11 protein-coding genes and 3 pseudogenes are annotated in these 12325 nt (G+C 35.0%); 12 read left to right on the forward strand and 2 right to left on the reverse strand.

What is annotated here, in order from left to right:
- Window positions 1-322 precede the first annotated feature (322 nt).
- From ABE048_RS10040 to ABE048_RS10080, 9 genes and pseudogenes are all read left to right on the forward strand, one after another.
- On the forward strand, window positions 323-1882 hold the full coding sequence (locus ABE048_RS10040) for a class I adenylate-forming enzyme family protein (RefSeq protein WP_430311054.1): 1560 nt from the start codon (window positions 323-325) through the stop codon (window positions 1880-1882).
- Window positions 1879-2667: an enoyl-CoA hydratase gene (locus tag ABE048_RS10045; RefSeq protein WP_430311056.1), complete on the forward strand. Its 789-nt coding sequence runs from the start codon at window positions 1879-1881 to the stop codon at window positions 2665-2667. The genes ABE048_RS10040 and ABE048_RS10045 overlap by 4 nt, the downstream gene beginning before the upstream one ends.
- A 629-nt stretch (window positions 2668-3296) precedes the next feature.
- Window positions 3297-5072 (forward strand): pre-toxin TG domain-containing protein, encoded by a 1776-nt coding sequence (locus tag ABE048_RS10050; RefSeq protein ID WP_430311058.1) that lies wholly within the window; start codon window positions 3297-3299, stop codon window positions 5070-5072.
- Window positions 5073-5088: 16 nt separating this feature from the next.
- Window positions 5089-5598, forward strand: coding sequence for an Imm6 family immunity protein (locus ABE048_RS10055; protein WP_430311059.1), 510 nt, complete (start codon window positions 5089-5091; stop codon window positions 5596-5598).
- Window positions 5599-6295: 697 nt separating this feature from the next.
- On the forward strand, window positions 6296-6808 hold the full coding sequence (locus tag ABE048_RS10060; RefSeq protein ID WP_430311060.1) for an Imm6 family immunity protein: 513 nt from the start codon (window positions 6296-6298) through the stop codon (window positions 6806-6808).
- Between the two features lie 111 nt (window positions 6809-6919).
- Window positions 6920-7389 (forward strand): annotated as a pseudogene (locus ABE048_RS10065) (DUF6985 domain-containing protein).
- Between the two features lie 103 nt (window positions 7390-7492).
- Window positions 7493-7828 (forward strand): hypothetical protein, encoded by a 336-nt coding sequence (locus ABE048_RS10070; RefSeq protein ID WP_430311061.1) that lies wholly within the window; start codon window positions 7493-7495, stop codon window positions 7826-7828.
- Window positions 7829-7870: 42 nt separating this feature from the next.
- Window positions 7871-8806: an HNH endonuclease gene (locus tag ABE048_RS10075; RefSeq protein WP_430311063.1), complete on the forward strand. Its 936-nt coding sequence runs from the start codon at window positions 7871-7873 to the stop codon at window positions 8804-8806.
- Window positions 8807-8817: 11 nt separating this feature from the next.
- On the forward strand, window positions 8818-9252 hold the full coding sequence (locus ABE048_RS10080; protein WP_430311064.1) for an SMI1/KNR4 family protein: 435 nt from the start codon (window positions 8818-8820) through the stop codon (window positions 9250-9252).
- 976 nt (window positions 9253-10228) lie between these two features.
- On the opposite strand, the gene ABE048_RS10085 is transcribed toward ABE048_RS10080, so the two are convergent.
- Both ABE048_RS10085 and ABE048_RS10090 read right to left on the reverse strand, forming a co-directional pair.
- Window positions 10229-10318 (reverse strand): IS3 family transposase, encoded by a 90-nt coding sequence (locus ABE048_RS10085; RefSeq protein ID WP_430311222.1) that lies wholly within the window; start codon window positions 10316-10318, stop codon window positions 10229-10231.
- Window positions 10308-10400, reverse strand: a pseudogene (locus ABE048_RS10090) (hypothetical protein); the annotation flags it as partial. The gene ABE048_RS10085 and the pseudogene ABE048_RS10090, both read right to left, overlap by 11 nt.
- 383 nt (window positions 10401-10783) lie before the next feature.
- Here ABE048_RS10090 and ABE048_RS10095 point away from each other — a divergent pair.
- From ABE048_RS10095 to ABE048_RS10105, 3 genes and pseudogenes are all read left to right on the forward strand, one after another.
- The gene (locus ABE048_RS10095; protein ID WP_430311066.1) at window positions 10784-11233 is read left to right on the forward strand and encodes an HNH endonuclease; all 450 of its coding nucleotides are present in this window, start codon (window positions 10784-10786) and stop codon (window positions 11231-11233) included.
- A gap of 25 nt (window positions 11234-11258) precedes the next feature.
- Complete coding sequence (locus ABE048_RS10100) at window positions 11259-11726, forward strand: DUF6985 domain-containing protein (RefSeq protein ID WP_430311068.1); 468 nt, start codon at window positions 11259-11261, stop codon at window positions 11724-11726.
- Window positions 11727-11964: 238 nt separating this feature from the next.
- A pseudogene (locus ABE048_RS10105) lies at window positions 11965-12240 on the forward strand (IS110 family transposase); the annotation flags it as partial.
- Window positions 12241-12325: the final 85 nt, after the last annotated feature.

Genomic DNA, 12325 nt, shown 5'->3' on the forward strand with positions numbered 1-12325 from the left:
TTTCCCGCAGGAGTCGCCGTCTTCCGCTCCATTGAACGGTTCTAATTAGATATAGCATATAGATTTATTAGTAGTTACTTATTTTTAAAGTGAAAAACATAAATAAATACTCTGATTTTTTTGATAATACATAAAGGAGAGGGGAGAAATGTAAAACTCCTAAAAACCCCCTTAAAGAGTTATTTGTAAATTCTCTATTGATAGCTACCACAAAATAGAATGAAAGATTAATATTTTTGATTCCAAATTAATATAAATGATTAGAAAGCGAATATAGATAGAATCTCACCAGATATATTGAGAAGAAACGAGGAGATTAAAGATGGATATCGGTCATTTCACAAGGAGATTGTATAGAGCACGAGATGAACAATTGAAGCAAAAAACGGCAGTGCAAGAAGAATCAGGTCGTTCATGGAGTTTTGCAGAACTACATGAAAAATCCAATGCTTATGCGAATCAGCTTCTGAAAATGGGTGTGAAAAAAGGGGATCGTGTAGGGATTCTTCTTTACAATTGTTTGGAGTATTTTGCATTATATTTTGCCATTGGTAAAGTTGGCGCGATTGCTGTTCGCATTAATTTTAGACTCACTGCAAATGAACTTGAGTACATTCTCAATGATTCTAAAGCTAAAATTCTTTGTTTTCACGAAGAATTGGGTGAAAAAATAGCTCCGATTTATGAAAAAATCTGTACGGAAGATTTTATTTGTCTTACCAATAATGGGGAAATACCGAATCGGGCGCATGATTGGAATGTATTATCTAATGGATCGACAGAAGAAGTTGACAGTACCCAGATTTCCATCAATGATCCAGTTATGCTTATGTACACATCTGGGACAACTGGTAGACCAAAAGGAGCGCTTTGGACACATAATACGACCTATTGGTTTTCAACAATTCAAATTATGCAATGGGGTATTACAGGAAATGAGATTGCGATGACAACCGGTCCATTGTATCATGTTGGCGCAATGGAAGATGTGGCATTGCCCGTTCTATTAATGGGAGGGACGGTCATCATTACCAAAAGTAAAGGATTCGAAATAGAACGCGTACTAAAGGTATTTGAGAAAGAGCAGGTTACGGATTGTTTCTTATTCCCATTTATGATTTACGACATGTTAAATTTGCCGAACTTGTCAGATTATCAGTTAGCACAATTAAAAACAATCTATACTGGCGGAGATTCATTGATGCCTTGGGCTATAGAAGAAATATATCGACTTTATCCACAAGTTGGGATTGTACAAGTGTATGGTTTAACGGAAGGACAACCGATTGCTGCTTGTTTAGATCCAAAGTACTCCTTAACGAAAAGTGAAACGGTTGGAAAACCACTTCCATTAACCGAAATACGAGTGATGAAGGACGAAGAGAGTGAGGCTTTACCAGGTGAGGTTGGAGAAATTTGGATTAAGAGTCCAGGTGTTTCCGAAGGGTATTGGGAAAAGCCTGAAGCAACAGCAGAAACATTTTGTAATGGCTGGTGTAAAACAGGGGATTTAGGAAAATTTGATGAAGAAGGATTTTTATCAATAGCAGGTCGTAAAAAAGATATGATTCGAAGTGGTGGAGAAAACATTTATGCAGCAGAAATTGAAGATGTCTTTTACCGACATGAAGCGGTAAAAGCCGTCTCTGTGATTGGGATACCCGACAAAAAGTATATTGAATCTGTATGTGCAGTGATTGTTTTGAAAGAGGATGCCAAGGTATCAGAAGAAGCGTTAATCCAATATAGTAAGCAGTTTTTAGCAAGTTATAAAACGCCTAAAAAAGTAATTTTTGTAGATGACATTCCCCGTACACCTTCTGGAAAGGTGAAGAAGTTTGAGTTACGCGATATATATGGTATTGAAGGAGGGGTTTTATGAATAGTAAAGAAAAGGTAAGCTTAACAATTGAAAATCAAATAGCCATTCTTATGATCCAAAATCCACCTGTGAATATACTTGATGCAGAGGTAGTCGAGGAATTACATCATAAAATTGATGAAATAGAACAAACATCAGCTATCAAAGTTGTGCTGATGACGGGAGATGGGGGAAAGGCATTTATGGCAGGAGGAGACATTAAGTCTTTTCCTGAATGGATTGGAAAAGGGGTAGATGTTGCTAAGGAGAAATCACAATGGCTACAACACCCACTCAATCGAATCGAAGCATTGCCTTACCCAACTATCTGTATATTAAATGGTGTTGCTCTTGGTGGAGGGTGTGAATTGGCATTAGCTTGTGATATTCGCATCGCAGAAGAACATGTAAAGATAGGTTTACCAGAAATAAAACTTGGCCTTTTCCCTGGTGCTGGTGGTACACAAAGACTTACCAGATTAGTAGGAAAGGCGAAAGCCAAAGAAATCATTTTCACAGGGGAACCTCTATCAGCCGATCAGGCCCTAGCAATAGGATTAGTGAATACAGTTGTTCCGAAATGGTATGGCTTAACATCTGGGATACAATTGGCAAAAAAAATTGCCACTCATTCACGCGAAGCATTAACCTATGCGAAACAAGCAATCGATGAGGGATTTGAACAATGCCTATCGGATGCTCTTTTAACCGAAGCTGACTATTTTGGCCGTGTGTTCCAAACAGAAGACATTAAAGAAGGCGTTTCAGCATTTATCGAAAAAAGAAAACCGCAGTTTTTGGATTGATGAAGTAGCAGAAAAGGCGAAGAAAGTTTTCATAAATTCATTTTAATCATGTAGAACATTGATTTTATTAAAATTGATGTTCTTTTTTTCTTTGGGAAAAATTTTTAATGCCATTTGATCGAATCACTTTTGGAGGATTTTAGTGATCATTCAATACTTATTTTGTAAATTATCCTTCAATAGTAAAATGAGTTTATTTAATCTATTTAACCCTAAAATAGAAAAATAAGAGAAATGGAATGTATTCTGTAATTCCGTTTGACGAATTTTACTTATTGTAAATTACAAATTTTTACAAAAAATTGGTAGATACAGAGTGAAGTGGTTTCTGAACATTGATAAAAGAAATAATCATATATACTGGGATATTTAAAATAGTACTTTTGAACAACTTGTTAAAACCTTTATATGGAAGATTAACGAGTGGTTTAATATATAGGGATTTGGAGAATTTTTTTAAATTTTGCATTCTCAATTTGATTAGTATATAAATATAACTCTTATTGACCAGTATTATCCACCTTCATTAAAATGGAATTATTGAATTTTTTTACATTTAAGGGAACTGTCTTTTGTTATTAATTCGTAAATAATGAATTTTCCAAAATGGGGTGGAGAAGTACGTGAAATTGTTATATGAGGATGCCAAATGGAAAAAAATCGCCTCTGCACTACAAAATGTCAATGAAGCACATAAGTATGACAATAAATATGAGGATGCAGATAATCTTTTCGACGATTCCAAAAAGGATATCTCTGAAAAAGATGTCGATGGTGCGATCACTTTTAAACCTCAAGAATATCAGCCAGAAGCAAAGCCGATTCGCCAAGATTACAAAAAACTGTATGATTATGCCAAAGGAATTGGTAAAATTATAGATGAAAAAGTAGATACCCCTTTTTATAAATCCCTTGATGGCTACATACAAAAGATGGCGGATTTCAATGTAACATCTTACAGTACAGCCAATACGATTAACGTCAAAGAGGGAATCCTTTTTAAAACTAATAAAAAAGAAATTACACTAAATGATTTATACGAAGCAGATACAACTTACTCAGCCAATCTCAAAACAGAGTACGAGGCTTGGAAACTTCAAAATCCTAGTGAAGAAGCCTCGGAAGAAGATTATCGTACAGCTGCACTAAACAGCGGTGCATTCGAATATGAAGGAATACGAGCAGGACAAGAGAAGAAAGAGTTTTGGTACAATCTGATTGCAGCTGGTGTTGTGATTGGATTATCCATTGTTTGTCCGCCAGCAGGACTAGCCGCAGGGGCTATCTACACAGCAATCGATGTAGGAGGAGCTGTCAAAGGAGAAGACCTGATCTCAGGAAGAAAACTCTCCGATGAAGAACGACTGATGCGAGGCGTTTTTGCAATCGCACCAGGAGTAGGGGGACTCGCTGCAAAATCCCTGTTAAAAAATGTTCCAGCACTAGCCAATGTTCTGAAAACAACTGCTAAAACATTGGATGATGCCGTCAAACCGCTTAAAAACACCATTAACGGAGTGAAAATCCAATCAAAAGCAGTGTATTCGACTGTGGTAAGTAACGCTAAAAAACTAGGTGGTCAGCATGTAAATCAACTCAAATACGCCCTGTCCCATCCGGTAGGAGCAGTAGTGACCTCAAAGACAGGACAAAAAACCATTCGAGAATCTGCTAAATTTATCGATAACGCCTTACGACCAGTCGAAGTTCGAACCGCGCAAACAACAACGGGTAACAAGGTATTTGCAGGATTTGAACGAGGCGAATCGACTGGTAGGTTTACAGGGAAAGCTGATAATTATATAGCCATAAAGCAGGCGGAGAAGGATGCTATAAAGGGTACTAATGGTACGGGAAAAGATCTAAGTAATATAGAACTGGGAAATGCTGATTTAGAAAACCTACGTAAAAAATGGAATGTACCAGAAACACATACTATTGCAGTAGGAAAAACAAATATAAAAGGACTTAAGGATTTGACTTTTGAAGGAGGTTCTCCAGAAGTAAGAAAAGAAGCAGGATTGCCTTCATTAGATGAAATCTTACCTAATAGGGAGATTAGGGCTCCATATGATCATCTAAAAAATCCTAAGTTAGCACAGTTTACAAGGCATGCTGAAGAAGGAGTTTTAAACGAGTTTGATTCTGCTGTCAAAAAAGCAGGAATCGAACCAAGAGAAGTTACAGGAACTTTAAAAATACACCAATCCAATCCAAGAGGTGTTTGTAATAAATGCAGTAAAGGATTGATAAAACCCTATCCACTTGAAAAAAGCGGGATATTTTTTCAAGCGAGTAAGAAATATCCTAACTTAACAATAGTCGTGACATCGGAGATTGATAAAAGTGTTAAAACCAATGGATTACTCTCTTTTATTTTAAAAAATGGTAAGATTATCGAATGAACATAAGGAGGAAATCATGGAAAATAGATTAGTTAATAGTTTGAAAAGTGAGCTAAAAGTGGGGTTTGTTTTAACGATTGCTGAAAGAGTATTTTCTGAAATCAGGAAAGATGATGAAAGATATCCAGAAGGAAGAGAAGCATTGAACAAATGCTGGTTATGGGTTGAAGCTCATGCTGTTTCTGGGGATGAATTATATGAACTTATTGATAATGCAGATTATACAGGAATATCAGAATTTGCTGAGGAAGAAGAAGACTTGGATATTGCTAGATTATGGTCACTCCTAGTGGATGCTGTTGCTTATACATCTTGGGAAGCTTATAAAAAAGAAAAGGTAAAATATTTACCACAGTCACTAGAAGGTATAAATGATGATAGTATTGATATCTTTACAAAAAGTGCAGTTGAAACTAGTTTTCTTACAATAGATGAAATTGAAAGAATGACATCAGTTCTAAATAATTTTCAGTTTTCAGATAGTGAATCTTCAATAAAAAGAGAAGAATTTATAAAATTATTTTAAATATATGAATTTATTTTGTAATACTCCTCTAAGAAGTGCAATATATTTAGTAGTTTATTTATACTAAAAAGTATTCATGTTAGAAATATTTTTAGTATCTTGTAACAATAAATCCCTCCTGTAAGATGTTTTAGTGTCAACATTTCTTGACCTATTCATCACACATGACGAAATATAAGCATTTTAATAAGAGTGAAAAAATCAATCAAGTTACTGAAAATAAATTCGTCATCAGAATTGAACTTGTTTAGCATAAAATTAGTTTGGCAAGTTTGATTACTGAGGATGAGTTCCCCAAAAATCTATTAACTAGTACCCTAGTAACCGATTTACTAAAATAGATGTAAGATAAGAATACTTAATCAGATTAAAAGGGATATTAGGAAAATGTAAGAAGATTATAATACTAATAAAAAAACATGACCTAAAAGCACTTGTATTTATACAAAGGAGAACGAGTGCTTTTTTTGTTTTGGATAGAAGTTGTATGATGAGTAACGATAAAAAACTAGGTGGTCAACATGTAGATCAACTCATATACGCCCTGTCCCTGCTTTGGAGCATATAAAAAATGCTATTGAAAATTCATAACTCATGATGGTTGTAGCATATCCAAGAGATACATTATCTTTTGAGGTAATGAATGGGTTGACAGAAAATGTGGTTAAAATAAGAAAATAAGTGGGGAATTATAGTGATGGATTTTATCAATAATCTAAATACAGAGGCTAAGGTTGCACTAGGATTGGTAATAGCCGAAAATATGTTTAATATAATTAATATGGATGAACCTGGATATAAAACAGGTAGAGAAGCACTAGTTTCCTGCTGGAAATGGCTTGAAGGTGAAAAAATCGATGCGGATGATTTGTGTAACTACATAGATAGTGAAGATTATGTAGATGTAGCTGAGTTTGCAAACAAAGAAAAGGATGTACAAAAACAGTATGCATGGTATTCAGTTTTAGATGCTGTTTCTTACACAATTTATCAAGCATATAAAAAGGAAGAAAGAAAATTCGTTCCTCAAGTTGTTGAAGTAATTGATGATGAAACGCTAAGAATATTAGGTGAAAATGCGGTTGAATCTGGTTATTTTGAAATTGAAAGTTTAAATAATATAAAAAGATACCTTTTGGAAAACTACTCAATAAATGATAGTGTTGAAGCCTATAATTATATAAAAAAGGATAGTTTACCATTTATCTAAAATAGACCTTCTTCCTAAAGGGAGAAGGTTTTTTTCACTTTACCAAATCGAATAGCACCAATTGTTTAAACCTGGAGGGTTTGCTACTAAACAAAAAGAGGAGATTTTAAAATGACTATAAACGACCCAATTTTTGGTGAACTTGAGTATGAGTATGGTTGGGCTAAGGATACCATTATTCATTTTTGGGGTAAAGAAACTGAGATATCTTTGAATATATAGATGGTGAAGAAGATGGGAAGTTTGATGAAGAGCAGTATATGGCCTATCAAGTATTAATGCAAAAATGGGAGGATTTACAGCCAATTTTATTGCAATCAACATTAGACTATTACAAACAAAAGCGACATGAACTAGGTTATGGTATAGGATTAAATGAAAATTATCCATTAGTTGAAACAACTGATCGAATTCTAGAAATGATAGCTTTAGATGGAATTGTTGTTCCGTATGCGGATATTTTTGAAGGTCGAGATATTGGAATTACATTTAATTGTACATGGGATATAGAAAATGGATTAGGGCTTCGTTTATTAAATGAAAAAGTAATTGAAGTAGGTTACCAGGATGTCGCAATTTAAAATAGGCTGTTAACAGTTTTTGGTGCCAGGTACCCAAACAATTCGGAAAATATGAAACAAATGAAGTCAGTCTTCAATCCTACTTAGGTTGAAGACTTTATAAATGGGGAAATTGTTAGTTTGTAATACTAAAATTACACTAAATGATTTATACGAAGCAGATACAACTTACTCAGCCAATCTCAAAACAGAGTACGAGGCTTGGAAACTTCAAAATCCTAGTGAAGAAGCCTCAAAAGAAGATTATCGCCAAGCCGCTTTAAACAGCGGTGCATTCGAATATGAAGGAATTCGAGCAGGACAAGAGAAGAAAGAGTTTTGGTACAATCTGATTGCAGCTGGTGTTGTAATAGGATTGTCCATTGTGTGTCCGCCAGCAGGACTAGCCGCTGGTGCTGTTTATACAGCCATAGATCTTGCAGGAGCTGCCAAAGGATAAGATTTAATCTCTGGAAGAAAGCTCTCCGATGAAGAACGACTGATGCGAGGCGTTTTTGCAATCGCACCAGGAGTAGGGGGACTCGCCGCAAAATCCCTGTTAAAAAATGTTCCAGCACTAGCCAATGTTCTGAAAACAACTGCTAAAACAATAGATGATGCCGTCAAACCTCTTAAAAACACCATTGACGGAGTGAAAATCCAATCAAAAGCAGTGTATTCGACTGTAGTGAGTAACGCTAAAAAACTAGGTGGTCAGCATGTAAATCAACTCAAATACGCCCTGTCCCATCCGGTAGGAGCAGTAGTGACCTCAAAGACAGGACAAAAAACCATTCGAGAATCTGCTAAATTTATCGATAACGCCTTACGACCAGTCGAAGTTCGAACCGCGCAAACAACAACGAGTAACAAGGTATTTGCAGGATTTGAACGAGGCGAATCGACTGGTAAGTTTACAGGGAAAGCTGACAATTATATAGCCATAAAGCAGGCGGAGAAGGATGCTATTAAGGGTACGGGGAAAGGTAACTCGTTAAAATTAGAAGATTTTACTAAAGAAATACTGGAAACAAAACCAATGAACTCGCCAATACCTAAAAAGTGGTTAGATAAGGGCGGGAAAATCTCTATTGATAGTGAAGGAACTTGGACTTATACTAACAAGTCTGGAGTATCTGTAAGATATCCAGATGGATACCCAGATTTTACACCGTTTATGCATCCAAATGTTAAACCGGTAAAAATTGAAGTTAATTCGCCTAAAAATAATCCGAAAGATTTTGAAAATGCAAATATAGAAGCTAAACTAAGTAAAGATACTGATCCTCCAATTTTCGACATGAGGAGACCGCCTATAGGATACACTTGGCATCATTTCCAAGATGGTGAAACAATGCTTCTTGTAGAAAAAGATATTCATGATGAATTTAAACACATAGGTGGACAATCAAAGGTTAATGGGAAAAATAGTAAATAAGGAGTGAGACTATGGTGAAAATTGAAAAGATACATGAGAGTTTATCTATCGGAGATTTAGAGAGTTTTGAGCATAATCACAATATTACACTTCCAAAAGATTATAGAGATTTTTTGTTGGAATATAATGGAGGATATCCGAATCCCGGTATATATAAGATATCGGATGAGATAGGTGAAAGCATATTAAATATCTTTTATGGAATTGGTAGTATGTATGACAATTTAGAGAAAAAGTTTGATATTTTTGATGAAATATTAGAAATAGGATTTATTCCAGTAGCAGATGATCCGAGTGGTGATCAAATATGCATCGGAATAAGTAAAGAGTATTTTGGACAGATATTTCATTGGGTTCACGATGAGGAACATGATGAAATGGAAAATATGTATTTTTTATCAAACAATTTTAATGAATTTCTTGATAGTTTATATGAGGAACAATAATTTTTTAGCATTTAAGAAAATAGTTTTATCTTGTGACTGAAAAGTAAAATAGAAGAAGGTATTTTCCTAGGATTAAAAGGCGAAAATAATACTCATTCCTTGATTGGCTATATGCCTCTCAAGGTTTTTTTGTATATAAAATTTTATGGTTAAAAATAAACTAACATTTGAATCGAAAGCTTATGATGGTAAGCAATATACGAGGAAGGTTACAGTGATAAAAAATAAAAGACTACCATGCATACTACTTGATTTAGATTTACATATGAGATGGCAAAGCTCGTGGTAATAAAGGTAGACAATACACTGTACATGAAAAAACGAATGAAACAATAAAAGAAAATAGATTTTATGTTGGACGACATGAATAATGCTTTTGTGAAATTCATAACTTATGATGGTTGTACCATCAAGGCATTATGTTTTAATACTTGGATAGCATGAAAAGTAAGATAACCGGGCGAGATGACATTTTACATGTCGGAGAAACATATGACACGTCATTGACAATAAACTAATGAGATCGTACAAGCTCATGGGGATAAACAACGGGTAACGTGAAAGGGTGTTCTTTGCCTGTTTTGGATAAAAAATTGTGGGTTGTATTTTTACTAGAGACGGTCGTATAATACTCGCTATTCGTTTAAAAGCGTTACACAAATTTTAATTTTCGTAACGGGAGGGTGAAAGGTTGAACGTTGTCGGGTATATACGAGTCTCGACTCAAGGGCAAGTAATTATGAAAATAGTAGATACTACTTTTTAAAACTAAATAAATTAAACTTAGAATGGTGGATATGAATCGATATTTTGAAAACAAAAAATAAATCTAAACAATTTCTTAAGTAAGGTTGCATATTGATTATGGAATTTTATAATGACTGTTACTTATGGGGTTAATAATCTCCAATGTAGTAAAATAGTTTTATTTTTGTCTGTTTGATGTGACAAGTTGGACATTATATTTAATTAAATATTAGGCGACTTTCTCGGTGCTGAGAACCCTGTATTGAATAGGGCTCTTGCCACCGAGTTTTTCTTTTATTCTTTGATTGTTATAGTAAATGAATCCACTCTGTAACTGCTATCTTAACTTCTTCATATGTTTCGTAATGGTGAGTGTAAACTGTTTCGCATTTTAAGATATGGAAGAAGCTTTCCGTTGCTGTGCCGCAGTGATATCAAAGACAGGACAAAAAACCATTCGAGGATCTGATCTGCAAAATTTATTGAAGACGCTTTACGCCCCGTCGAGGTTAGAACCGGGCAAACAACAGCAGGTAACAAGGTATTTGCAGGATTTGAACGAGGCGAATCAACTTGTAAGCTAACAGGGAAAGCTGACAATTATGTAGCCATAAAGCAGGCGGAGAAGGATGCTTTAAAGGGTACTAAGGGTACGGCTAAAGAGATTGAAGTTCCACCTGCTTTTAGACAAACGGAATTTGCTAGTTCGTACGAAGCAAGATTTACTCAAACGCCTAATCCTAATAATACAACTGTTGGTTTTGAAGGGACAAGGGGTGAATCTTTGTGTTCTCTTAAGCCACCACCAGACCCTGAAATAAAGAAAATACTAGATAAAGCCGGGATTGATGGAATTGAGTATAAAAATGCTGTTCCTGATTTTTCACCAGTATCAAAAGCGCAGTTAGAAATTGATCATATGAACGGTGGTACTGGAAGCAGAAACGGAAATAGAGCTAGACGGTCTAATTTTGCTCAAGCAAACGAAAAATTAGCTGAGCAGTTAAATAAATCTCCTGAATTAGCTAAGCAGTTTGTAATGACACCTGGTAATATTAGAGCAGGTAATATAGAAGAGTACCGACTTGCAAACAATTTAACATGGCATGAATTAAATGATGGAAAAACGATGCAACTTGTACCATCAGTAATAAACAGTAAATTTGGACACCTTGGCGGAGTTGGAGAAATAAACGCTGGGGCATATAGTCCGGGAGGATTTGCCACAAAATAGGAAGCATATTAAAGGAGAGTGTAAAATGATTATAAATGATGCGGTTTTTGGACAACTCGAATATGATTATGTATGGTTTAAGGACACTGATATTGAGTTTTGTGGAAAGCAATTTGAAATTTCCTTATCAGTAAGCGGTGAAGAGGATGGTAAGTTTTTAGAAAAACAATATATTGCTTTTCAAGAATTCATAAAAAAATGGAAGCAAATTCAGCAAAGTATTTTGCAACCATTGTTTGAATACTACAAACAAAAACGGCATGAACTTGGTTATGATGTTTCGTTCAATGAAAACTATCCTTTAATTGAAACGATAGATCAACTTCTTGAAAGGATAAGTTTAGTTGGAATTTCTGTTTTATATTCGAAGAGTCTTGAAGGTAGATACATTGGGATATCTTTTGACTCTACATGGGACGAAGAAAATGGATTAGGTGTACTTCTAATAAATGAAGAAGTAGCTAGAGTAGGATACCAGGATGTTGCAATGTGAATAATTTGAGATAGGGGCTACCCATTATCGAATAAAACCATCATTTAACCCCATAACACATATAACCCATGTATTATCCGTATGAAGAATTCGTCATTTTGGTTGTACGCACATAAATGCTTTAATTTTATAACCTAAATAACGCTGTTACGTTACGTTGAACAGGTCGATTATGGTCAGATACCACCATGATTGACCTGTTTTTTGTTGTCTTCGCTTTCTCACAGCTTTCTGAAAGTCTGGTGGGAAAGGTAAGGAACAAAAAAGCAAACAGGGAAATCGGGCGCTACATGGTTTATTTTTTAATTTGGCAGTACAGCAAGTGCAAGTGTCAAAAGGAAGTAAACTTCCAAGGAATCCAGTGTTCCATGCATATTACCAACGTAAACTTAAAGAAGGTAAAACAAAGAAGCAAGGATTGGTTTACATAATGAGAAGGCTTGTGAATATTATTTACGGCATGATGAAGCACAAAACAGCCTATGATCTATCTGAAATAAAAGAGAAAGAATAGTTTAATAAGGTAATAAATGGATGACTTTTTTTTTAGTTTTTAAGATTACAACATAGGGTACGGGTAAAGTTCACCTTTGATGAAG

The organism is Rummeliibacillus pycnus (genome assembly GCF_050459865.1).
In the GTDB taxonomy this organism is placed as follows: domain Bacteria; phylum Bacillota; class Bacilli; order Bacillales_A; family Planococcaceae; genus Rummeliibacillus; species Rummeliibacillus pycnus_B.

Coding starts and splice junctions, on each gene's coding strand:
- ABE048_RS10040 (WP_430311054.1), top strand. CDS start 323: ATGGATATCGGTCATTTCACAAGGAGATTGTATAGAGCACGAGATGAA.
- ABE048_RS10045 (WP_430311056.1), top strand. CDS start 1,879: ATGAATAGTAAAGAAAAGGTAAGCTTAACAATTGAAAATCAAATAGCC.
- ABE048_RS10055 (WP_430311059.1), top strand. CDS start 5,089: ATGGAAAATAGATTAGTTAATAGTTTGAAAAGTGAGCTAAAAGTGGGG.
- ABE048_RS10060 (WP_430311060.1), top strand. CDS start 6,296: ATGGATTTTATCAATAATCTAAATACAGAGGCTAAGGTTGCACTAGGA.
- ABE048_RS10070 (WP_430311061.1), top strand. CDS start 7,493: ATGGGGAAATTGTTAGTTTGTAATACTAAAATTACACTAAATGATTTA.
- ABE048_RS10075 (WP_430311063.1), top strand. CDS start 7,871: ATGCGAGGCGTTTTTGCAATCGCACCAGGAGTAGGGGGACTCGCCGCA.
- ABE048_RS10080 (WP_430311064.1), top strand. CDS start 8,818: ATGGTGAAAATTGAAAAGATACATGAGAGTTTATCTATCGGAGATTTA.
- ABE048_RS10100 (WP_430311068.1), top strand. CDS start 11,259: ATGATTATAAATGATGCGGTTTTTGGACAACTCGAATATGATTATGTA.